The organism is Mesorhizobium sp. M7A.F.Ce.TU.012.03.2.1 (assembly GCF_004006095.1).
In the GTDB taxonomy this organism is placed as follows: Bacteria; Pseudomonadota; Alphaproteobacteria; order Rhizobiales; family Rhizobiaceae; genus Mesorhizobium.
Genome location: NZ_CP034779.1, coordinates 743853 through 766140, shown reverse-complemented (window position 1 = coordinate 766140; position 22288 = coordinate 743853). Strand labels below are relative to the sequence as shown.

At 63.7% G+C, this 22288-nt stretch carries 17 protein-coding genes; 6 read left to right on the top strand and 11 right to left on the bottom strand.

Annotated features, from left to right (window positions below):
• Nucleotides 1-46 precede the first annotated feature (46 nt).
• Both EJ079_RS03675 and EJ079_RS03670 read right to left on the bottom strand, forming a co-directional pair.
• Nucleotides 47-2848: a [protein-PII] uridylyltransferase gene (locus EJ079_RS03675; protein WP_127808116.1), complete on the bottom strand. Its 2802-nt coding sequence runs from the start codon at nt 2846-2848 to the stop codon at nt 47-49.
• Nucleotides 2849-2926: 78 nt separating this feature from the next.
• Nucleotides 2927-3745 (bottom strand): glycosyltransferase family 25 protein, encoded by an 819-nt coding sequence (locus EJ079_RS03670; RefSeq protein ID WP_127811272.1) that lies wholly within the window; start codon nt 3743-3745, stop codon nt 2927-2929.
• A 186-nt stretch (nt 3746-3931) separates the two neighbouring features.
• Between EJ079_RS03670 and EJ079_RS03665 the strand changes: the two genes are divergently transcribed.
• The 3 genes from EJ079_RS03665 to EJ079_RS03655 all read left to right on the top strand — a co-directional run bounded on the left by EJ079_RS03665 (nt 3932) and on the right by EJ079_RS03655 (nt 7802).
• Nucleotides 3932-6436, top strand: coding sequence for a heavy metal translocating P-type ATPase (locus tag EJ079_RS03665; protein ID WP_127808115.1), 2505 nt, complete (start codon nt 3932-3934; stop codon nt 6434-6436).
• 43 nt (nt 6437-6479) lie between these two features.
• The gene (locus EJ079_RS03660; protein ID WP_127321683.1) at nt 6480-6872 is read left to right on the top strand and encodes a DUF305 domain-containing protein; all 393 of its coding nucleotides are present in this window, start codon (nt 6480-6482) and stop codon (nt 6870-6872) included.
• An 84-nt stretch (nt 6873-6956) separates the two neighbouring features.
• Nucleotides 6957-7802, top strand: coding sequence for an aldo/keto reductase (locus EJ079_RS03655; RefSeq protein ID WP_127808114.1), 846 nt, complete (start codon nt 6957-6959; stop codon nt 7800-7802).
• Here EJ079_RS03655 and mutS read toward each other — a convergent pair whose 3' ends face one another.
• Entirely contained in the window at nt 7803-10532 is a 2730-nt protein-coding gene (gene mutS, locus EJ079_RS03650; protein WP_127808113.1) for a DNA mismatch repair protein MutS, read from the bottom strand.
• A gap of 213 nt (nt 10533-10745) precedes the next feature.
• On the opposite strand from mutS, the gene EJ079_RS03645 reads away from it, so the two are divergent.
• Nucleotides 10746-13025, top strand: coding sequence for an NADP-dependent malic enzyme (locus EJ079_RS03645; RefSeq protein ID WP_127266636.1), 2280 nt, complete (start codon nt 10746-10748; stop codon nt 13023-13025).
• A 33-nt stretch (nt 13026-13058) separates the two neighbouring features.
• Here EJ079_RS03645 and EJ079_RS03640 read toward each other — a convergent pair whose 3' ends face one another.
• Both EJ079_RS03640 and EJ079_RS03630 read right to left on the bottom strand, forming a co-directional pair.
• On the bottom strand, nt 13059-13760 hold the full coding sequence (locus EJ079_RS03640; protein WP_127808112.1) for an antitoxin Xre/MbcA/ParS toxin-binding domain-containing protein: 702 nt from the start codon (nt 13758-13760) through the stop codon (nt 13059-13061).
• A 391-nt stretch (nt 13761-14151) separates the two neighbouring features.
• Entirely contained in the window at nt 14152-15249 is a 1098-nt protein-coding gene (locus tag EJ079_RS03630) for an adenosine kinase (protein ID WP_164873722.1), read from the bottom strand.
• A 352-nt stretch (nt 15250-15601) separates the two neighbouring features.
• Here EJ079_RS03630 and EJ079_RS03625 point away from each other — a divergent pair, with 352 nt between their 5' ends.
• A complete protein-coding gene (locus tag EJ079_RS03625; protein ID WP_164761879.1) occupies nt 15602-16486 on the top strand; it encodes an EamA family transporter in 885 nt (294 codons plus the stop codon).
• 175 nt (nt 16487-16661) lie between these two features.
• A complete protein-coding gene (locus tag EJ079_RS03620; RefSeq protein ID WP_127266633.1) occupies nt 16662-17372 on the top strand; it encodes a sulfate transporter family protein in 711 nt (236 codons plus the stop codon).
• A 9-nt stretch (nt 17373-17381) separates the two neighbouring features.
• On the opposite strand, the gene EJ079_RS03615 is transcribed toward EJ079_RS03620, so the two are convergent.
• From EJ079_RS03615 to EJ079_RS03590, 6 genes are all read right to left on the bottom strand, one after another.
• The gene (locus EJ079_RS03615) at nt 17382-18380 is read right to left on the bottom strand and encodes a proline racemase family protein (RefSeq protein ID WP_127808111.1); all 999 of its coding nucleotides are present in this window, start codon (nt 18378-18380) and stop codon (nt 17382-17384) included.
• A gap of 14 nt (nt 18381-18394) precedes the next feature.
• Nucleotides 18395-19198 (bottom strand): oxaloacetate decarboxylase, encoded by an 804-nt coding sequence (locus EJ079_RS03610; RefSeq protein ID WP_127808110.1) that lies wholly within the window; start codon nt 19196-19198, stop codon nt 18395-18397.
• Nucleotides 19199-19278: 80 nt separating this feature from the next.
• Entirely contained in the window at nt 19279-20133 is an 855-nt protein-coding gene (locus tag EJ079_RS03605; RefSeq protein ID WP_127808109.1) for a hypothetical protein, read from the bottom strand.
• Nucleotides 20134-20205: 72 nt separating this feature from the next.
• The gene (locus EJ079_RS03600; RefSeq protein ID WP_127408497.1) at nt 20206-20868 is read right to left on the bottom strand and encodes an HAD family phosphatase; all 663 of its coding nucleotides are present in this window, start codon (nt 20866-20868) and stop codon (nt 20206-20208) included.
• The gene (gene dut, locus EJ079_RS03595) at nt 20868-21353 is read right to left on the bottom strand and encodes a dUTP diphosphatase (RefSeq protein ID WP_127396467.1); all 486 of its coding nucleotides are present in this window, start codon (nt 21351-21353) and stop codon (nt 20868-20870) included. Before dut ends, EJ079_RS03600 begins: the two co-directional genes overlap by 1 nt.
• 404 nt (nt 21354-21757) lie before the next feature.
• Entirely contained in the window at nt 21758-22228 is a 471-nt protein-coding gene (locus EJ079_RS03590; protein WP_127808108.1) for an Lrp/AsnC family transcriptional regulator, read from the bottom strand.
• Nucleotides 22229-22288 lie beyond the last annotated feature (60 nt).

The window sequence follows — 22288 nt, the reverse complement described above, 5'->3', positions numbered from 1 at the left end:
GCTTTTGGGAACTGCCTGCGAAATTGGGACAAAGTGATGGTCGTTGTCACTCGGCCGCCGCCCTGGACTTGCCGCCGCGTTCGGGCACGATGCCTTCGAGCGTTGCCATCAGCCGATTGCGGATGGTGGCGATGCGGGCCGGGCTATCTATCTTCTGGCCAGTGAGATCGGTGACATAGAAAGTGTCGATGACCTTTTCGCCGAAGGTGGTGATGTGGGCCGATGCGATGTCGAGCGACAGGTCGGAAAGCGTTCCGGTGATCTCCGACAGCAGTCCCGGCCGGTCGAGGCCCTCGACCTCGATGACCGAAAAACGGTTCGACAGCGTGTTGCGGATTTCGGCGCGCGGCGGGATCTTGAACACCTTGGAGCCGCGCCGCGGCTTGGTGCGCTTCTCGATCATTTCCGGCAGCCAGCTCTTGCCCGACAGCACGTCCTCGATCAGCCGGCCGACACGCTCGGCACGCCGGCGCTCGTCCTCGTCGCGATCGAATTCTCTGCTGATCAGGATCGTGTCGAGGGCGCGGCCATCCGACGTCGTGAAGATCTGCGCGTCGACGATGTTGCCGCCGGCTCCGGCGCAAGCCCCGGCGATGACCGAGAGCAGACGGGGGTGGTCCTGCGCCAGCACGGTGATTTCGGTCACCGCCTCGAACTGGTGGGTCTTGACCATGGTGGCAAGCTTGTTGCCTGACACGTCGGCTTCGCGGATGAACTCGGCATGGCGCAACTGGTCTGCGAGATCGACGGTCAAAAGGTAATTCTCGTAGTGTTGGCCGACATAGCGCTTGCGGGCCTTGTCCGGCCAGTCGGCAAGCGCCTCGGCCAGGCGCTCGCGCGCCGCCGCCGTGCGCTGCGCGCGCGACACTTCCGAAAACCCGCCGGTCAGCAGCAATTCGGTCTCGTAGTAGAGCGTGCGCAGCAGCTGGCCCTTCCAGCCGTTCCAGACACCGGGTCCGACGCCCCTGATGTCGCAGACGGTGAGGATCAAAAGCAGCTTCAGCCGCTCGACCGACTGCACGATCGCGGCAAAATCCTCGATGGTCTTGCGGTCGTTGAGGTCGCGGGTCTGCGCCGTCATCGACATCACGAGGTGGTTCTCGACCAGCCAGGCCACGGTTTCGGTATCGGCAGGCGACAGCCCCATATGCGGGCAGATGCGACGGGCGATCCTGGCCCCGGCCTCGGAATGGTCCTCCGGCCTGCCTTTGGCGATGTCGTGCAGCAGTACGGCGACATAGAGCGCCTCGCGGCTCTTCTTCAGGCCCGGCATCAGCGTGTGCGACAAGGGGTGGACCTTTTCGCCGTCGCCGCGCTCGATCTCGGCCAGCACGCCGATGCAGCGGATCAGATGCTCGTCCACCGTGTAATGGTGGTACATCGAGAACTGCATCATGGCGACGATCTTGCCGAAATCCGGGATCAGCCTGCCGAGCAGCCCGGCTTCGTTCATGCGACGCAGATTGAGTTCGGCATTGCGATCCGAGGTCAATATGTCGAGGAACAGCCGGTTGGCCTCCTCGTCGCGCCGCAGCGACTTGTTGACCAGGCCGAGCGAACGGGTCAGCAGCTTCAGCGCGTCAGGGTGGAATTCCAGACCGTGCTTGTCGGCGAACCAGAACAGCCTGAGCAGATTGACCGGATCGCGCTCGAACACCAGGTCGTCGGCGATGTTGATGCGGTGGTTGTCGACAATGAAATCGGAGGTGCCGGCCAGCTTGCGCTTGCGCCTGGAGAAAGTCAGGAAGATGCGGTTGAAGCCAGGAACGTGCTTGGCTTGCTCCTCCTCGAGCGCAGCGCAGAAGATGCGGGTCAGGTCGCCAACGTCCTTGGCAACGAGGAAGTAGTGCTTCATGAAGCGCTCGACCGCCGACAGGCCGGGGTGCGTGGTGTAGCCGAGCCGTTCGGCGATCTCGCGCTGGATGTCGAAATGCAAGCGCTCTTCGGCCTTGCCGGTGAGGAAATGCATGTGGCAGCGTACCGCCCACAGGAAATCCTCGGCCTTCTGGAACTCGCGGTATTCGCCCTCGGTGAAGACGCCCTTGTCGACCAGTTCCTCGCCGGTGCGCACTCGATAGAAATATTTGCCGATCCAGAACAGCGTCTGCAGGTCGCGCAGGCCGCCCTTGCCGTCCTTGACGTTGGGCTCGACCAGATAGCGGCTTTCGCCGGCCTTGGCATGGCGGTCATCGCGTTCGGCAAGCTTGGCCTGAACATATTCGGGGCCGGTCGTGCGCACCACCTCATGGTCGAACCGCAGCATCAGTTCATCATAGAGCTTTTCCTCGCCCCACAGGAAACGTGCTTCGAGGATCGAGGTGCGAATGGTGACATCGGTGCGCGACAGGCGCAGGCATTCGTCGATGTTACGGGTGGCGTGGCCGACCTTCAGCCCCAGGTCCCACAGCATGTAGAGCATGTATTCGACTGTCTGTTCGCCCCACGGCGTCTGCTTGTAAGGCAGCAGGAACAGAAGGTCGATGTCGGACCCTGGCGCCAGCGTTCCACGGCCGTAGCCGCCGACAGCGACGACGGCCATGCGCTCCGCCGAAGACGGATTCTTGACCCGGTAGACGTGGGTGACGGCGAAATCGTAAAGCGCCCGGATGATCTCGTCCATGAGGTGCGACAGCCGCGCCGCGCAGGCGCTGCCGCCGCCATCGTCCATCAGCATGCGTTCGGCGATGGCGCGCCCTTCCGCCAGTCGTCCCTTGAGCAGTTGGAGCACGCCATTGCGCGCGACCTGCCCGGAGCCGTCGCCCGCCGTGGCCGCGGTCAGCGCGGTCATCTCGCGGCGCAAGGCTTCGCCGTCGATCAATTCGTCGAGCTTCAGGGAGATTCTTGCCATATACCCAGCCGGCCTTGCCGTTCGGCGGCGTCTATAGCGCGTTTTCGCGACGCTGGGTATGGGGCGTTGAAAGCCGGTTCAAGACCCGGCTGATCTCTGGCTCGGATAAGTAAATGGAATGACCATTCTCCGCTTCAGTCGACAGAAATCGGCAATGCGCTTGCCTATTCGCCGAGCCTCGGCTTTTACCGTCGCTATGGCTGTCTTTCTGCGTCTCCCGGTCCCGACGGCGCACTGGATATCGCGCTTTTCCCTGAGCAGGCTTGGCAATTGGAGCGCCCTGTCGCCAAGGAACTGATCTTGTGCGCAGAGCGCAGGAACAAGCTGATAGATCGTCTCGCCTCGCAAAACCGAAAACTCGGGGTTGAAGACAAGGTCGTCGACAGCGATGCCGATCTCCTCTGTGGCCTTGATCAGGTCGAGCGCGATTTGCCTGGAGATGATGTAGCCGGCGGTTCCTATATGTCCGGCGTCGAGTTTGGATGTGGAAAAGCCGTGACCGATGGCAATGCGCTTGCGTCGGATCACGGTCTTGCAAAAATAGCTTTCGAGCTTGACGACTTCGGCATCGGCTGGGATCCAGTCGCTGTCGCGAAGCAATGCGCCGGCTTTCGCGGCAAAGACGATGTCGTCCTCGAAGATTGCCCCGTAGCGAGCGTCGCCTTGCGCGATGGCGGCCCAGCAGGCCCGGTGACTGAGCAGGCAGGCGATCTCGCCGTCAGTCAATGGCAGCCTGTTCCGATATCCGACATTTTGCGGCAGCTGGTCCAGGTCCGGCCGATCCCGTGCGTCGATGGCCTGAACGCGTTCGAATGGGACGCCGATGCGGGCAAACTCCGCCGTCACACGGGCAAGGCGATCGGGAGACCGATCGAGATTGATGACCAGACGCTTCATTGCCAAAGAAAATCTCACCCCCGGGACGCTCGCTCTCTAGCAGGCGTGGTGTTGCCGCGTGAGACTTTTTTTGGGGTGGATGGACGCGCGGTGGACCGGAGAAGAAAAACCGAAACAGCCCTTGACCTTCCAGTTACTGGAAGCCCTATCTCCACGTCACACACCGATCCATCGAGGCATTTTCGAATGACGCATTCCGATCACGATCATCACGCGCATGGTAGCTGCTGCTCGACAAAAGGCGCGGTGCCCACCACGAAGAACGTCGTCCGCGACCCGGTCTGCGGCATGACTGTCGATCCGGTCGCCGGCAAGCCGACGACCGAGCATAATGGCCATCCCTATCATTTCTGCAGCCAGGGCTGCCGCGCGAAATTCGTCGCCGAGCCGGAAAAATTCCTGACGGCCACCGATCCGGTCTGCGGTATGAGCGTCGACCGCGCGACAGCCAGGCACTTTGCCCGCCACGAAGGCCAGGGCTTTTACTTCTGCTCGGCCGCCTGCCAGGCGAAATTCGAGGCGGAGCCGCAAAAATATCTCGGCGACAGGCCGGCACCGCAGCCGATGCCCAAAGGCACGCAATACACCTGCCCGATGCATCCCGAAATCATCCGCGACAAGCCAGGATCCTGCCCGATCTGTGGCATGGCGCTGGAGCCGATGGGCGTACCAACGGGCGATGAAGGGCCAAATCCCGAGCTGGTCGATTTCACCAGGCGGTTCTGGGTGAGCGCTGCCCTGTCGGTCCCCCTTCTGATCATCGCCATGGCACCCATGATCGGCCTGACGTTTGAAGGTCTGGTCGAGGACCGGGCGAAAGTCTGGATCGAACTGGTCCTGGCAAGTCCGGTGGTGCTTTGGGCCGCCTTCCCCTTCTTCCACCGCGGCTGGGACTCGCTCGTCAACCGCAGCCCCAACATGTGGACGCTGATCTCGCTCGGCGTTGGTGCTGCCTATCTCTACAGCGTCGTCGCCACACTGTTTCCGGATATCTTTCCGCATCAGTTCCGCGGCCATGGCGGTGCGGTACCGGTCTATTTCGAGGCTGCTGCCGTCATCGTTGCGCTGGTCTTCCTTGGCCAGGTGCTGGAGCTGCGCGCCCGTGAAAAGACCGGCTCGGCAATCCGCGCCTTGCTTGATCTCGCGCCGAAGACCGCGCGGCTGATCGCCGCCGACGGTTCCGAAAGCGATGTGCCGCTCGATGCGGTCAAAGCCGGCGATCGCCTGCGCATACGCCCCGGTGACGCCGTGCCGGTCGATGGCACGGTGCTCGAAGGGCGATCCTCGATCGACGAATCGATGATCACGGGCGAGCCGTTGCCGGTCGAGAAGGTCGAGGGCGATGCGCTGACCGGCGGCACGCTCAACAAGAATGGTGCGCTGATCATGCGCGCTGAGAAGGTCGGCGCCGAGACGACGCTGGCGCGCATCGTCGATCTCGTCGCCAAGGCGCAGCGCTCGCGCGCCCCGATTCAAGGGTTGGCCGATCGCGTTTCTTTCTACTTTGTCCCGGCCGTCGTCCTTGTCGCGATTGTCGCTTTCATCGCCTGGGCCGTGTTTGGACCCGAGCCCAGCCTGATCTTTGCCATCGTCTCGGCGGTGTCGGTGCTGATCATCGCTTGCCCCTGTGCGCTCGGCCTCGCCACGCCGATGTCGATCATGACCGCCACCGGGCGCGGAGCGCATGCCGGTGTGCTGATCAAGGAGGCCGCAGCACTCGAACGCTTCGCTTCCGTCGACACGCTGATCGTCGACAAAACGGGTACGCTGACCGAAGGCCGGCCGAAACTGACCGATGTCGTCACGGCAAACGGCTTCTCCGAGGAGGAATTGCTGGCGCTTGCCGCCGGTCTGGAGAAGGGGTCGGAGCATCCTCTGGCTGAAGCCATCGTCGACGGCGCTGCTACGCGCGGCGTGACCGTTGCCGAGGCCAGCGCCTTCGAGGCGGTCACCGGGAAGGGCGTGTCCGGTTCGGTCTCGGGAAAGACGGTCGCGCTCGGCAATGCCGCGATGATGGCGGACCTTGGCGTCGACATCGCAGCCATCTCTGCCAAGGCCGAGGCGTTGCAACTCGAAGGCAAGACGGCGATGTTCGTCGCTGTCGACAAGAAGCTGGCCGGCATCGTCGCCGTCGCCGACCCTATCAAGGCAACGACGGCCGAGGCGATCAAGGCGCTGCATGAAAGCGGCTTGCGCATCATCATGGCGACCGGCGACAATGAACGCACGGCCAACGCGATCGCCAGAAGCCTCGGCATCGACGAGGTCCGCGCCGGCCTGCTGCCGGAACAGAAGGCAGCCCTTGTCGAGGAACTGCGCGCAAAAGGCGCCGGTGTTGCCATGGCCGGCGACGGCGTCAACGATGCACCAGCGCTTGCAGCCGCCGATGTCGGCATTGCCATGGGCACTGGCGCCGATGTCGCTGTCGAAAGCGCCGGTATCACTCTGGTCAAGGGCGACCTCAATGGTATTGTCCGCGCCCGCACGCTTGCCCAGGCGACAATCCGCAACATCCGCCAGAACCTGTTCTTTGCCTTCCTCTACAATGTGCTTGGCGTGCCGGTCGCCGCCGGCGTGCTCTATCCGCTCACCGGCACGCTTCTGTCGCCGATGCTGGCGGCGGCGGCGATGAGCCTGTCTTCGGTGTCGGTGATCGCAAACGCGTTGCGGCTGAGAACATTGAAACTCTGATCCAAGCCCCCAAATACGAAACCCATCCAACAGGAGACCATGAATGACCTTCGCCAAAAAACTCGTGCTGCTGCTGATGGCAGCCGGAATGCTGGTTGCCGTCTTCCTCGAAAGCGTTCCGGCGCAAAGCGAAGAGATGAAACACGACATGGGCGCCATGGCGGCGGATGCGACCAGCCCTTCGACGGAAGGCTACAAGGCGGCGATGGACAAGATGCATGCCGACATGATGGCGTCCGACTATACCGGCAATGCCGACGTCGATTTCGTCAGAGGCATGATCCCGCACCATCAGGGTGCGATCGACATGGCCAAGGTCGAACTTGCCAATGGCAAGGACCCGGAAATTCGCAAGCTGGCCGAAGGCGTCATCGCCGCGCAGGAAGCCGAGATCAAGCAGATGCAGGCCTGGCTCGCCGCCCATCCGGTGAAGTAAGTCTTCAGCCATCGTCAGCGCGGCGAGAACGCCTCTGGATTTCTCGTCCAGCCTGTGATGCGATCGGCCCAAATGGAGCCCGCAATGCCGTCGACCATCAGAACCACCAAACTGCCCTCAGGCGAAGCCGTTCAGGTGCTTGGCCAGGGCACATGGAAGATGGGCGAAGATATCAGTCGCCGCGCCGATGAGGTGAATGCTCTGAAGCTCGGCCTCGACCTCGGCATCACGCTGATCGACACCGCCGAAATGTATGCCAGCGGCGGCGCCGAGGAGGTGGTGGCCGAAGCCATTGCCGGGCGCCGCGACGAGACCTTCCTGGTCTCGAAAGTTCTACCGTCGAACGCTTCGCGCGTGGGCGTGCAGCGCGCCTGCGAAAACAGCCTGAAGCGCCTGCGCACCGACCGCATCGACCTCTATCTGTTGCATTGGCCCGGCAGCGTGCCTCTGACCGAAACGGTCGCGGCTTTCGAGACCCTGAAAAAGGCCGGCAAGATCCGCCACTGGGGCGTCAGCAATTTCGACACCGACGAGATGGAAGAGCTGATCGACCTTCCCGATGGCGGCAATGTCCAGACCAACCAGGTGCTCTACAATCTGGTCCGGCGCGGCCTCGATTTCGACCTGGCACCCTGGAGCCGGCAGTGCGGCATTCCGCTAATGGCCTATTCGCCGGTTGAGCAGGGCGCGTTGGCGCGCAATGCCAGGCTCGACGCCGTCGCCGCTCGCCACGATGCGACCTCCGCGCAGATCGCCCTGGCCTGGGTGGTGCATCAGGAGGGCGTCATCGCCATCCCGAAGGCCAGCAGCCAGGAGCACGTCCGCCAGAACGTCGCGGCGCTCGACATCAAGCTGACGCCGCAGGACATCGCCGATCTCGACCGCGCCTTCCCGCCACCAGCGCGCAAGCGCGGGTTGGAGATGATCTGACTATATCCCCGCCAGCCCCTTCAGCCGGTAGAGCGCTTCCAGCGCCTCGCGCGGCGTCATCTCGTCGGGATTGATCTCGCCGAGCGCCATACCCAGCGCATCGCTTTTGGGCGGCCTCAGTGCTTCCCGCTTCACCGCCACCGAAAACAGAGGCAAATCGTCCACCAGCCGGTTCGTCTTGCCCGAAACCTCACCTTCCTCAAGCTGGTGCAGCACTTCCTTGGCCCGGTCGACCACCGCTTCCGGCAGGCCGGCCAGCCGTGCCACCTGCACGCCGTAGGAGCGGTCGGCGGCCCCCTTGCCGACCTCGTGCAGGAAGACGACGTCGTTTTCCCATTCCTTGACCCGCATGGTCACGTTGGAGAGCCGCGCCAGCTTGCCGGCCAGCGAGGTCATTTCGTGAAAGTGAGTAGCGAAGATCGCCCGGCAGCGGTTCTTCTCATGCAGATACTCGACTGCCGCCCACGCGATCGACAGGCCGTCGAAAGTGGCGGTGCCGCGGCCGATCTCGTCGAGGATAACCAGTGCGCGCTCGCCGGCCTGGTTGAGGATCGCCGCCGTCTCGACCATCTCGACCATGAAGGTCGAGCGGCCGCGCGCCAGATCGTCCGAGGCGCCGACCCGCGAGAACAGCCGGTCGACGACGCCGATATGGGCGGATGTCGCCGGCACGAAGGAGCCGGTCTGGGCCAGGATGGCGATCAGTGCGTTCTGCCGCAGGAACGTCGATTTACCGCCCATGTTGGGGCCGGTCAAAAGCCAGATCGCGCCGTTCCTGGCGCTACCCTCCGGCGACAGGTCGCAATCATTGGCAACGAACGGGCCTTCGCCCGAACGGCGCAAGGCCTGTTCGACCACCGGATGCCGCCCGCCCGTAATTTCGAAGGCAAGGCTCGAATCAACCACCGGCCGGCACCAGGCTTCGCTTTCCGATAAAAGCGCGAGCGCCGCCGAGACATCGAGCACGGCCAGCGCATCGGCACCGGCGCGGATCTTCTCCGCTTCGCCAACCGCTTCCATCGTCAGCGCGTCGAAGGCGGCAAGCTCGATGCTGAGCGCCCGGTCTGCGGCATTGGCGATCTTGGTCTCGAGTTCGGCGAGCTCGGTCGTGGTGAAGCGCATGGCGTTGGCCATGGTCTGGCGGTGGATGAAGCGCGCCTTGGCGCCATCGCTGCCGGTCATCACCGCATGATGGTTGGCGGTCACCTCGATATAGTAGCCAAGCACATTGTTGTGCCGGATTTTCAGCGAGCGGATGCCGGTCTCGTCGATCAGCGAGCGCTCCAGCCCGGCGATCACCTTTCGCGATTCGTCGCGCAGCGCCCGCATCTCGTCGAGATCGGCATGATAGCCGCCGCGAACAAAGCCGCCATCGCGCTTGAGCAGCGGCAGTTCGTCGCCCAGCGCCTGCGTCAGATGCTGGGCCAGCGCCTGGGGCAGCGCTTGGATGGCGGCGAGTGCGGCCGTCAATTCCTGTGGCAGGGCGGTCGCGGCAAAGATTTCGGCGATCGCGCCTGCCGCCTCGAAGCCGGCGCGCAGCGCGCCGAGGTCGCGCGGCCCGCCCCGGTTGAGCGCCAGCCTGGATAGCGCGCGCGGCATGTCGGCGACGCTCCTCAGGCTCGACCGCACCGCTTGGCAGAGCCGCGTTTGGGAACGGAAGAACGACACCGAATCCAGCCTGGCGCCGATCGCAGCCGGGTCGGTCAGCGGCGCCATCAGCCGGTCGGCGAGCAGCCTTGCGCCGCCGCCGGTGACCGTACGGTCGATCGCCTTGAACAGCGAGCCTTCGCGGCTGCCCGACAGCGTGCGTAAGAGTTCGAGATTGCCGCGTGTTGCCGGGTCGATGAACAGGGTCGAGCCCTGCTCTTCGCGCTCGGGCCGCGACAGCGGCGGGCGCTCGGCCTTCTGCGTCTTCTCGACATAGGCGATGGCGCCGGAGATCGCCGACAGTTCGGCGCGCGAAAAGGCGCCAAAACTATCCGGTGTCGCCACATCGAAGAAGCGGGCGATGCGTCCCGTGGCCGATGCCGAATCAAACAGCGACGGCGGCTGCGGGCTGGCGACGCGGCCGAGCACGTCGAACACCGGCTTCAACTCCGGATCGTGGAACACCGGCTCGGCGACGATCAGCTCGCGCGGATCGACACGGAAGATATCGGCCAGCAGCCGGTCGGCGGTGGTGTCGGTGACGCGGAAGGCGCCGGTCGAGATATCGATCCAGGCCAGCGCAAAGGAGTGGTCCGCTCCGCCCTTCACCCGCCCCAGCGCCATCAGGAAACTCGATTCCGAGGGCGCCAGCAATTTGTCCTCGGTGATGGTGCCCGGTGTCACCAGCCGCACCACGTCGCGGCGCACCACCGATTTGCCGCCGCGTTTCTTGGCTTCGGCCGGATCCTCGATCTGTTCGCAGACGGCAACGCGGAAGCCCTGGCCGATCAGCTTTTGCAGATAGTCGTCGGCAGCATGCACCGGCACGCCGCACATCGGAATGTCGAGCCCTTGATACTTCCCCCGTTTGGTCAGCACGATGCCGAGCGCCCGGCTCGCCTTCTCGGCATCGTCGAAGAACAGCTCGTAGAAATCGCCCATGCGATAGAACAGCAGCGAATCGGGGTTCGCCGCCTTGATCTCGATAAATTGCTCGATCATCGGCGTGGCACCGGCATGGACGGTCGGCGCCGGCGTCATCGCCTCGGGGGCGTCTGGCTCGTTCGGGCTGTGCATGTTCATGCGCGGCACGCTAGCAGATGTGATGATGCGGTTTAATGCCGGCGCCTCGAAAAACAGGGGACGACGGGACGGCAGCTTGTCCGCAATTGCCGATGCGGACGGCGATTCCGGCGCACTGGCGGTTTACACGCGGCGGCGCGTGGTCTTAATTCGGGCCGACACAAAGCACCCGCTTCAACGAGGTGCTGCACCGGCGAGGAAATCAAGAACATCATGGCCAGGAAAACCGAGAACAGCGGTCCGTCCGTCAGTGCGCAGGAAGCGCTCGAATTCCACGCCATGGGTCGGCCGGGCAAGCTGGAGGTCGTCGCCACCAAGCCGATGGCGACGCAACGCGACCTCAGCCTCGCCTATTCGCCTGGTGTCGCGGTTCCGGTTCTGGCCATCGCCGAAGACCCCTCGCGCGCCTTCGACTACACGACGCGCGGCAACATGGTCGCCGTCATCTCCAACGGCACCGCCATTCTCGGCCTTGGCAATCTCGGCGCGCTGGCCTCCAAGCCGGTGATGGAGGGCAAGGCGGTGCTGTTCAAGCGCTTCGCCGATGTCGATTCCATCGATCTCGAGGTCGATACCGAGGACGCCGACGAGTTCATCAACTGCGTGCGTTTTCTCGGCCCCTCCTTCGGCGGCATCAATCTCGAGGACATCAAAGCGCCGGAGTGCTTCATCATCGAGCAGCGCCTGCGCGAATTGATGGACATTCCCGTCTTTCACGACGACCAGCACGGCACCGCGATCATCTCGGCCGCCGGCCTGATCAACGCGCTGGAGATCACCGGTCGCGACATGAAGACCACGAAAATGGTCTGCAACGGCGCTGGCGCCGCTGGCATCGCCTGCATCGAGCTGATGAAGGCGATGGGCTTTGCGCCGGAAAACATCATCCTGTGCGACACCAAGGGCGTCGTCTTCCAGGGCCGCACCGAAGGCATGAACCAGTGGAAATCGGCGCATGCGGTCAAGACCGAGGCGCGCAGCCTCGCCGAGGCGCTCGATGGCGCCGACGTCTTCCTCGGCCTCTCCGCCAAGGGCGCGCTGACCACCGCCATGGTGCAGTCGATGGCCAAGAACCCGATCATCTTCGCCATGGCCAATCCCGACCCGGAAATCACGCCGGAGGAGGTCGCCGAAATCCGCACCGACGCCATCATGGCCACCGGGCGTTCTGATTATCCCAACCAGGTCAACAATGTGCTCGGCTTTCCCTACATCTTCCGCGGCGCGCTGGATGTCAGGGCAACCACCATCAATGACGACATGAAGATCGCCGCCGCGCAGGCGCTGGCGGCATTGGCGCGCCAGGATGTGCCCGACGATGTCGCCGCCGCCTATCAGGGCAACCGGCCGAAATTCGGCCCCAACTACATCATCCCGGTGCCGTTCGACCCGCGCCTGATCTCGGCCATCCCGATCGCGGTCGCCAAGGCGGCGATGGATTCCGGCGTCGCCCGCAAGCCGATCCTCGATCTCGACCGTTACGCGCAGGAGCTGTCGGCCCGCCGCGACCCGATCGCCTCGACCCTGCAGCGCATCTACGACCGCGTGCGCCGCCAGCCCAAGCGCATCGTCTTCGCCGAGGGCGAGGAGGAGCAGGTCATGCGTGCCGCCGTCTCCTATGTGAACCAGCGGCTCGGCACCGCCATCCTGCTCGGACGCGACGACGTCATCAAGGAGAACGCCAAGCACGCCGGCATCGACCTCAACAAGCAAGGCATCGAGATCATCAATGCAAGGCTGTCGCGCCGCAACGGCATCTACACCGACTATCTCTACGAGCGCATGCAGCGCAAAGGCTTCCTGTTCCGCGACTGCCAGCGCCTGATCAACAACGACCGCAACCATTTTGCCGCCTGCATGGTGGCGCTGGGTGATGCCGACGGCATCGTCACCGGTGTCACCCGCAACTATTCGACCGCGCTCGACGACATCCGCCGCGTCATCGACGCCAAGCCCGGCCACCGCGTCATCGGCGTCTCGATCGTGCTGGCGCGAGGCAAGACCGTGCTGGTCGCCGACACCGCCGTGCACGATATGCCGAATGCCGAGCAGATCGCCGACATCGCCGAGGAGGCCGCAGGCTTTGCCCGCCGCATGGGCTACGAGCCACGGCTTGCCATGCTCGCCTATTCGACCTTCGGCCATCCGCAGGGCGAACGCTCTGAGCGTGTCCAGGAGGCGGTGCGCATCTTGGACAAGCGCCGCGTCGATTTCGAGTATGACGGCGAAATGGCCGCCGACGTGGCGCTCAATGCGCGGGCCATGGCGCAATATCCGTTCATAAGGCTGACCGGCCCGGCCAATGTGCTGATCATGCCGGCGTTCCACTCGGCCTCGATCTCGACCAAGATGCTGCAGGAACTCGGCGGCTCGACCGTGATCGGCCCGCTGCTGGTGGGGCTGAACAAGCCGGTTCAGATCGTGTCGCTGAACGCCAAGGACTCGGACATCGTCAACATGGCGGCGATCGCGGCGTATACGGCGGGGACTTGAGCGGCGAGCCTTAGCGGTGAGTCCGGGAGGCGTTCAGCCCGGCGCGAACACGCGCGCGGCCTCGACGACCTCGTCCACCTGATCCTGCCGCAGCAAGTCGATCGGGACGCGGCCGTCGAGCTGCGCCGAGGGGCGAGTCAGCCACAGCCACGCCAGTCTGGGATTGCTGATCAGCGACAGCACGTCGCGAATGCCCGCTACCGGCCGGCCGTCGACGAACTGCGCCAGCGGGAAGACATGTTTGCGGCCGCCCTTGCGCAAGGCGATGACCTCGCCCCGCCGCTGCCAGCGGTGCAGGGTCGAGCGGGCGATACGCAAATTCTCTTCCAGATAGGTCGAGCCGGCGACGCGGCCCGCCCAGTCCTCGATCAGCATCGATTCGAGATCGTCGGATTTTGGCAGCGAAGGAGGCTCGACATCGGCCAACGGGGTCGTCGGCGGATTGATCACGCCGGCTATACCGGCTTCGCTGCGGCGCGCGGCTTCCGCCGCCAGCGCGCGCACGAATTTCGAGGCCAGGCCGGGCAGGTCGGCATGGATGGCGTCGATAGCGCGCTGGTGCTTCGGTGACAGCAAGGTGACGGCGGACGCTATGCTGCCGGCGATTTTGCCGACCGAGACCATGGTGGGCTTGTTGATAGTCTCGTCATAGCGGGCAAGCGCGCGTTCGACGTCTTCGGCGACCATCTCGGCGAAGTCGTCCTGCTTGAGGCCTTGGATCTGAAATCTGTTCATACATCTGTCTTCTGGGCCGCGCTCCCCTCCCACAGCTGCGGCCGGCTTTTGAATCTCTAGAGCGTAAAGCGGAAATCGCGACGGCAACAGATGCTGCGGCCCGACAGCATGCTGTCTAGCATTTCTTGACCCCCAACTAACTGAGGGCGCACCGAAATGTCAGTCGCGGGACGCCCGGATTGCGTGTAGGTGCGATGTATGACAGCCGCGCGACGGTGAGAAGCGGAGGCGGCCTTCCCTTCTCCCCCTGTGGGAGAAGGTGGATTGGCGCGCAGCGCCAAGACGGTTGAGGGGTGTAGGACGGAGTACCGTCAGTGCCAAGCTGGAGCACCCCTCATCCGTCGCCTTCGGCGACACCTTCTCCCACAGGGGGAGAAGGGAAGAGCTTTCCCTACAGCAACCCCGCCTGCTCAGCCTCGCGGCGCAGATTCTGCCGTGGCCTGGGGCCGATCTGCTGGATCACCAAGCCGGCCGCCAGTGAGCCAAGATCGCCGCAGGTCTGCAGGTCGCGGCCTTGCGTGTAGCCATGCAGGAAGCCGGCGGCATAGAGATCGCCGGCGCCCGTCGTGTCGACCAGTTCCTTGATGGCGGTCGCCTTGATNGTCTGCAGGTCGCGGCCTTGCGTGTAGCCATGCAGGAAGCCGGCGGCATAGAGATCGCCGGCGCCCGTCGTGTCGACCAGTTCCTTGATGGCGGTCGCCTTGATGACCACGGTCTCGTCGCCGCGCACGATCACCGAGCCTTTTTCCGAGCGGGTCACGGCGGCGATCCGGCAATCCTTGCGGATCTGGGCCAGCGCCTCGTCGAACGACGACGTCTGGTAGAGCGACTTGATCTCGTGGCTGTTGGCAAAGACGATGTCGACCGTGCCCGAACGCATCAGCTCAAGGAATTCGTCGCGGTAGCGGTCGACGCAGAACGAATCCGACAGTGTCATCGACACTTCTCGGCCTGCTGCGTGCGCCAGCTTCGCCGTCTGGCGGATTGCCTCCTTGGCGCGCGGCGGGTCCCACAGATAGCCTTCGAAATAGGTGACCTTGGCGCCAGATGCCTTGTCGGCTTCGACATCCTCAGGGCCAAGCTCGACGCAGGCGCCGAGATAGGTGTTCATCGAGCGCTCGCCGTCGGGCGTGACGAAGATCATCGAGCGCGCCGTCGGCGGCTCACCCTTGAGCGGTATGGTGTCGAAGGCGACGCCCTGCGCATGGATGTCGTGGGCGTAAATTTCGCCCAGCGCATCGTTGGAGACCTTGCCGAAGAAGGCGGCGCGGCCGCCGAAGCTGGCGACGCCGGCCGCCGTGTTGCCGGCGCTGCCGCCGGACGCCTCGATCGCCGGCCCCATGCGGCTGTAGAGCAGTTCGGCGCGCTGTGTGTCGATGAGGTTCATCGCGCCCTTGATGATGCCGTTGGTCTCGAGGAATTCCTCGTCGCACTGGGCGATGATGTCGACAATGGCATTGCCGATGCAAAGCACGTCATAATCCGGCATCAAAATCTCCGCCAAAACCCGAGCCGGCTTCNCTCGTCGCACTGGGCGATGATGTCGACAATGGCATTGCCGATGCAAAGCACGTCATAATCCGGCATCAAAATCTCCGCCAAAACCCGAGCCGGCTTCTTGCCACGCCGGTCCGGCGCGGGTCTAGCGATTTGAAACCGGTTTGCCTAGGGCGTGACACGCAACTTTGGCGGAACAGGCAAAAGGCGCATCAGCCGCGAGGCGCTATGACAATTCGACCGTGGCCGAAGCATTTCATCGCCGGGCCGCCTACAAGCATGGCTCACCCGATCCCGTTTGAAGGCGAGCCATGCCGACAAAGAACGAGCCTGCAAAGAACGACATGACCACCGACCTTGCGCTGCTCGTCGTGCTGGCGGTGCTCTGGGGCGCCTCCTACACCTTCATCAAGATCGGCGTCGAAACCATCCCGCCGGTCACCTTCATCGCCGCCCGCACCCTGATTGCCGGTGGTATCTTGTTTGCCATCCTCCGCTGGCGCGGGCTCGCCATGCCGGGCGATGCGGCAAGCTGGCGCCGCTTCGCCTTCCAGGCCTGCCTCAACAGCGTCATCCCGTTCACCCTGATCGCCGCGGCGGAACGTTCGGTCGATGCCGGCCTCGCCACCATCCTGAACGCGACCTCGCCGATCTTCACCTTCCTCTTGACAGCGCTCATCACCCGCCACGAGCCGGTCACGGTGCGCAAGCTGATTGGCGTCGGCGCCGGCATTGCCGGCATCTGTCTCATCATAGGCACGCAGGCACTGGGTGGTCTCGGTCACGAGTTGTGGGCGCAGTTGGCCATCGTAGCGGCAACAATCTGCTATGCCGGGGCCGCCATTTTCGGCCGCGGCTTCAAGGGTCTCGATCCGATGCTGCCTGCCGCGGGTTCGATGCTGTGCGGCGCCGTCATCCTCGTGCCCCTCAGTCTGGTGTTCGACCAGCCGTGGACGCTGGCGCCTTCGGCCGCATCGATTCTGGCCCTGCTCGGCCTGTCGGTGTTTTCCACCGCATTGGCCTTCGTCATCTATTTCCGCCTCATCCACACGCTGGGTTCGGTCGGCACCACCTCGCAGGCCTATCTGCGGGTGCCGATCGGCGTCGGCATCGGCGCCCTTTTCCTCGGCGAAAGCCTAGGCTCGACGGCATGGCTGGGCATGGGTTTTGTCGTGGCTGGGGTCGCCGCCATGACCATTCCGGTTCGAAAGCCAGCATTTGCGCGGTAGAGCAATTCCAGGACAAGTGTGAAGCGGTTTTCCAAGGAAAAGCGCATAGCGCTCTCCCCTTGGGGATTGCGCCAAAGCAAAAGAACCGGCCTGCTTGCGCTCATGCCGTGCTCTGCTTATCTCGGAAGCATCCGCCTTTTCGACGGTGTCTGGTGTGACCTGGGGGTAAAGCACGGTGATTTTCGACGCTGCCCGCACTGCGGCCCTCGAGCTGCTCTCGCCTCCCTTTCGGGCCGTGTTCCTCAAGACATTGGGTCTGACGCTGCTGGCGCTTGTCGCCTTGTGGTTCGGCCTGACCAGCCTCGTCGAGTGGCTCGCCCTGCCGTGGCTGCAGACGCTGTTGCCCGGCATACCGTCCTGGGCCGGCTGGCTGGGTGGCATCATCGCCGCGATAGCGCTTGCCTTCGGCATGGCATTGCTCATCGCGCCGGTGACGGCTGTTGTCGCCGGCCTGTTCCTCGACGATATCGCCGAAGTGGTCGAGCGCACCGACTATCCCGGCGATCCGACCGGTCGCGCCATGCCGGCGCTGCGCTCGCTGGTGCTGTCGGCGCGATTCCTCGGCGTCGTCATTCTCGGCAACATCGTCGCCCTGCTGCTTCTGCTGGTGCCGGGCGTCAACATAGCCGCCTTCTTTATCGTCAACGGCTATCTGCTCGGGCGCGAGTTCTTCGAATTCGCTGCCATGCGCTTTCGCGGGGAAGAAGAGGCCAGGGCCTTGCGCAGGCACTATGCCGGCACGGTGTTTCTCGCCGGGCTGCTCATCGCGGCTTTCCTCGCCGTGCCGTTGCTCAACCTGCTGACGCCGCTCTTCGCCGCCGCCGTGATGGTGCATCTGCACAAGGCGATCTCGGTGCGGGAAGTGGCTCGCTCCTCGCGCCGCTGAGCATTTTCTTCAGCGCAACAGGAATCCGCGTCCGAGCTCGTCGTCCGCTTCGACGATAAACTCCGTCCTGCCACTATAATAGGCGCGGCCGCCGACGCGGGCGATGATCGCCCCGTGCGGGCCAGCCTTCGCAGTCCGCACCACGGCTCCCGAAAACCGCGAGCCGGCAATGCTTTCGAATGTGCGCGTCTGTCCGATCGCGATCTCGCCCTTGGCATGCATGGCCGCCAGCCTTGCGGTGACGCCGGAGCCGGTCGGCGAGCGGTCGACCTCCGCCTCGGCGAAGACGCAGATGTTCTTGGTCACCTCATCGGAAAAGGCATCGCGGCCATCGGTCAGGATGGTGCCGTAGAGGAAGGCAAGGTCGGCATGGTCGGGATGCGACATCGGAAATTCGGCCTTGAGCCTGTCCGTCAGCGCGGTTGCCGCATCGACGAAATCGCGCACCCGGCTTTTGCCGAATTCGAGCCCGAATTGGTGACAATCGGCCAGCGCGTAGAAAGCGCCGCCATAGGCGACGTCGAAGCCGATCGTGCCGTGGCCCGCCAGCTCTATCGTCTGCCCGCCGGCGAACAGAAACGCCGGCACGCTTTCGAACGACACCGCACCGGCCTTGCCGTCCCTGACCTCGACCGAGGCGACGACCAGCCCGCACGGCGCCTCGATATTCACTGTCGTGATTGGTTCCTGTTTCGCCACCAATCCTTCATCTACGGCGTAGCGGCCGAGCGCGACGATGGCGTGGCCGCACATCGTCGAATAGCCCTCATTGTGCATGAACAGCACGGCGAGGTCGGCGCCGGGCAGGTCGGGTTCGACCAGCAAGGCGCCATACATGTCGTAATGGCCGCGCGGCTCGAACATCAGGATCTTCCTGAGATGATCGAGATGGTCCCGCACATAGGCGCGCTTTTCCAGGATCGTGCCCCTGGGGACACTGGGATAGCCGCCGGTGACGATCCTGAGCGGCTCGCCGCCGGTATGCATATCGACGACGGTAAGCGTCATGCGATGGGCCCCGTTCAAGCTGAAGACTTGCCGAAGAGGGCTTGCAATTTGCCGAACGGCATGGCGGCGCGGGTGAAGCCGAAGGTGCCGTCCTGCTGGATCTCGCGCGCCGCCGTTTCCAGCATGCCATAGGCGAAATTGGTCAGCCACGGCCCGAGCGAGATGCGCTTGACGCCGGCCATGGCGAGGTCGGCGATGGTGAAGCCAGGCTTTGCCATGACATTGACCGGCTTGCTGACCGCCGAGCAGAGCGTGCGGATCATCTCGACGTCGCCGATGCCGGGCGCATAGAGCACGTCGGCGCCGGCCTTCTCGAAGGCCTGCAGCCGCTTGATGGTGTCGTCGAGGTCGGACTTGCCCCACAGGAAATTCTCAGCCCGCGCCGTGAAGACGAAATCGCGCTTCAGCGCCCGCGCCGCCTCCACCGCCGCCGCAATGCGCTCGACGGCATGCGCGAAATCATAGATCGGCTTGTCGGGATCGCCGGTGTGGTCCTCGATCGAGCAGCCGGCAAGACCGGCCGCTTCCGCCGCGAAGATGGTTTCGGCGGCCTGCTCGGCGCTGTCGCCCTTGCCCTTCTCGAGGTCGGCGGAGACAGGCAGGCTGGTCGCCGCCGTCACCTCGCGGCAATGGTGGATCATCTGGTCGAAGGTTACGGCGCCATCCGGCAGGCCGCGTGAAAAAGCAAAGCCGGCGCTGGTCGTCGCCAGCGCCGTGAAACCGAACGAGGTCAGCAGCTTCGTCGTGCCAATATCCCAGGGATTGGGCATGACGAAGGTCGAGGCATGCAGGTCGCGAAAGATCTTGCCCTTGTCCATGGTAGTTCCCCCATCATGTGCGGTGTGGCTAAGCGGATTTTATCCTGCCCGATTTGACCGGGCAAACGAATGCGGTTGGTTCAGAAGCGATTGGCGTTCTCTCCTGCCAATTTGTCCAGCGCGTCGGAATCCTTGGTGTAGCGCGATGTCTTCTTGTCCCAGTGATAGGTGACGGAAATCTCGTGGGACTCTGGTCTGGGCGGAGTGTCGTCACAGCTTTCGCCGTTCAGCACAGTAGAGTCGGTCACGGTCACCTTGATGGCGGCATAAGGCTGGCCGTCGCCTACGGTCTGCAAAGTCACGTCCTGCTTGCGGCTGTAGGCGCACAGGTTTTCGTCGAACGTATAGATCATGTCGATCGGTTCGAACTTGTCGTCGCGGATCATGATCAGCGGCGTGATCACATAGTTCTGGCTCGAATTGAAATGCGCGCTCATGGTGATGAGGACGTCATCGTTGGCGCTGACCGAAAGTCTGCCCGGCTCGTGGAAATAGGTGCCGCGGTCGAGCGCGACATTGACGGCGTCGAGCAGCTTTGGCTTGGCCGTGATGTCGTAGAGCGCCAGCACCGCATAGCCTTCGGCGCTGTCGGGAGAATCGCCAAGGTCGAACAGCATGGTCAGCCGATCCTTGCCGCCGGCCTTGATGGCGAGCACCGCGGCATTGGAAAAGCCCGAAGTCTCGGGCGGCGAACCGCCGCTGTCCGGTCCCTCGATATGACGCATCTCGATCGGCAACCCACCCCTATAGAAGCCGTCCTTGTCCGCAGCGAGATCCGGAATGACCATCCTCGCGAGGTCGAGATAGGTGACATCCGTGCGGCCGGGCAGAGCGCTGCCGAGCTCCGGAAAGCTGATGGCTTGCGCGCCGGCCGCGGTCCATAGAAACGGCGCCAGCATCAAGGCGAGGATGAGGCGGAGCAGGCTGGGGTTCATGCGTGGCCTCGAGTTGGCGGCGCCAAGCTAGCACGGACAATCGAGGCGTACAGCTGCAGGCTGAAGATCAGGTCAGTGGATCGGCACCAGCCCGGCCAGCTCGCGCATGTCGTCGAACAGGATGCCGCCGGCCTGGATCAGGCCGGCGCGGTCGGAATAGGGATCGGCATGGTAGGAAAACACCCGCATGCCGGCGGCGATCCCGGCCTGCGTGCCGGCGACGCTGTCCTCGATGACGATGCAGTCGGCAGGCGCGAAGCCCATGGTCTTGGCCGCATGCAGGAACAGGTCCGGGAACGGCTTGCCACGGCTGACCATGGTCGAGGAAAACATCGCGTGTTCGAACAGCGGCAGCAGCCCGGTCTGGCCAAGCGTGATGTGCATCTTCGACACCCGGGCCGAGGTGGCGACGCAATAGGCGATACCGGCTGAACGCACGGCTTCGACGAACTCGCGGACGTAGGGGATCGCTTCGACGCCGTGGGCAAACAGGTCCGGCAGGCCGGCGTTCCAGCGATCGACGAAACCGGCGCCGAGCCTGACGCTGGTCTCTTCTTCGATCTCTTTCTGCACCGACGCCATGCTGCGGCCGGAGAAATTCTTGCGGCAATATTCGAAGCTTGTCGGATAGCCGGCAGCGGTCAGCCATTCGGCGAGACGCCGATTGGCCAAATTCTCTGTATCGACCAGGATCCCGTCGCAGTCGAAGATGACAAGCTTAGGCAGTTCAGGCATCAGGCGGTGCCGGTCGATCCGAACCCGCCCGCGCCACGCGCCGTACCACCGGCCAGACTGCGCTCTTCCACGGTCGCCTGGGCCACCGCAGCGAAGATGATCTGGGCGACGCGCATGCCGCGCGTCACGGCAAAGTCTTCATCGCCGAGATTGATCAGCAGCACCTTCACCTCGCCGCGATAGTCGCTATCGATGGTGCCGGGCGTGTTGAGGACGGTCAGGCCGTGCTTGAAAGCAAGTCCGGAGCGGGGCCGCACCTGGCCCTCCATGCCTTCCGGAATTTCCAGGATCAGCCCGGTCGGCACCAGAGCGCGCTTTCCCGGAAGGATCAGCAGCGGCCGGTCGTCCGGCACAGCGGCGCGCAGATCCATGCCGGCGGCACCAGTGCTTTCATAGGCGGGAAGGGGAAGTCCTTCAGCATGCGGCAACCTGACGAAGCCGACGGTCGGACCGATGACGGAGGAAGTTTGAAGGGCTGCGCGCATAAAATCGATCCTATCGGCGCGAACGGCGATTCGGTCAACTCGACTGTAATTCTATCAACGGCTTTCTTTTGGGCGGCACGATGGCCGGTCCGGTAGTTTGTCGCCTAACTGTTCGAATTTCGATATGTTGGCCGCATGGATAATCAGGCCGATGACCAACCCGACATCTTAGCCCTATTGAGAAGCACTGCAGAGTCTAGCAAGCGTCTCGCTGAGGCCATGTTGAAGGCCTATGCAGCAAACGCTTTGCCAGAACCAGCGACGCCGGACGATATCGCTCATTGGAAACAGGTTTTGGTGGATGCCAAGTCAGAATTGCTAAGGCTACACGAGGCCCACCGGACCTAAAGACCAGAAGCGCCCAGTTCATACCGAGACACTACCCAATCCCACATGCGCTGCCCCTAACGCAGTTCCATCGGAACGACGGTCGTTTCCTTGATTTCCTCCATCACGAACGACGCGGAAACGTCCGACAGCGCCACCTTGGCAATCAGCCGCTGATAGAGCCGGTCATAGGCCTTCACGTCGGCGACGCGGGCGCGCAAGACATAATCGAGGTCGCCGGACATGCGGTAGACGCCGATGATCTCGGGAAAGCCGGTCACCGCCGCCCGGAACTTCTGCAGCCACTCCGGATCGTGGTTGGACGTGCGGATCAGGATGAAGACGGAAAGGCCAAGCCCGAGCTTTTCGGCATCGACCAGCGCCACCCTGCCGGTGATGACACCAGCCTCTTCCAGCCGCCTCACTCGGCGCCAGCAGGCATTGCGCGACAGCGCCACCCGTTCCGACAGCTGGTCGACCGACAGCGTGCCGTCGCGTTGCAGCTCAGCGAGCAATTTCCGGTCGATTTCGTCAATTTCCAGCGTCATGTGGGATGTTTGTCCCAAGGATCACCGAAATACAAGGACATTTTGAGACCGATGAACCGG

Excerpts from the sequence above, each read along its gene's own strand:
- EJ079_RS03675 (WP_127808116.1), bottom strand. The coding sequence starts at position 2,848 with ATGGCAAGAATCTCCCTGAAGCTCGACGAATTGATCGACGGCGAAGCC.
- EJ079_RS03670 (WP_127811272.1), bottom strand. The coding sequence starts at position 3,745 with ATGAAGCGTCTGGTCATCAATCTCGATCGGTCTCCCGATCGCCTTGCC.
- EJ079_RS03665 (WP_127808115.1), top strand. The coding sequence starts at position 3,932 with ATGACGCATTCCGATCACGATCATCACGCGCATGGTAGCTGCTGCTCG.
- EJ079_RS03660 (WP_127321683.1), top strand. The coding sequence starts at position 6,480 with ATGACCTTCGCCAAAAAACTCGTGCTGCTGCTGATGGCAGCCGGAATG.
- EJ079_RS03655 (WP_127808114.1), top strand. The coding sequence starts at position 6,957 with ATGCCGTCGACCATCAGAACCACCAAACTGCCCTCAGGCGAAGCCGTT.
- mutS (WP_127808113.1), bottom strand. The coding sequence starts at position 10,532 with ATGAACATGCACAGCCCGAACGAGCCAGACGCCCCCGAGGCGATGACG.
- EJ079_RS03645 (WP_127266636.1), top strand. The coding sequence starts at position 10,746 with ATGGCCAGGAAAACCGAGAACAGCGGTCCGTCCGTCAGTGCGCAGGAA.
- EJ079_RS03640 (WP_127808112.1), bottom strand. The coding sequence starts at position 13,760 with ATGAACAGATTTCAGATCCAAGGCCTCAAGCAGGACGACTTCGCCGAG.
- EJ079_RS03625 (WP_164761879.1), top strand. The coding sequence starts at position 15,602 with ATGACCACCGACCTTGCGCTGCTCGTCGTGCTGGCGGTGCTCTGGGGC.
- EJ079_RS03615 (WP_127808111.1), bottom strand. The coding sequence starts at position 18,380 with ATGACGCTTACCGTCGTCGATATGCATACCGGCGGCGAGCCGCTCAGG.
- EJ079_RS03610 (WP_127808110.1), bottom strand. The coding sequence starts at position 19,198 with ATGGACAAGGGCAAGATCTTTCGCGACCTGCATGCCTCGACCTTCGTC.
- EJ079_RS03605 (WP_127808109.1), bottom strand. The coding sequence starts at position 20,133 with ATGAACCCCAGCCTGCTCCGCCTCATCCTCGCCTTGATGCTGGCGCCG.
- EJ079_RS03600 (WP_127408497.1), bottom strand. The coding sequence starts at position 20,868 with ATGCCTGAACTGCCTAAGCTTGTCATCTTCGACTGCGACGGGATCCTG.
- dut (WP_127396467.1), bottom strand. The coding sequence starts at position 21,353 with ATGCGCGCAGCCCTTCAAACTTCCTCCGTCATCGGTCCGACCGTCGGC.
- EJ079_RS03590 (WP_127808108.1), bottom strand. The coding sequence starts at position 22,228 with ATGACGCTGGAAATTGACGAAATCGACCGGAAATTGCTCGCTGAGCTG.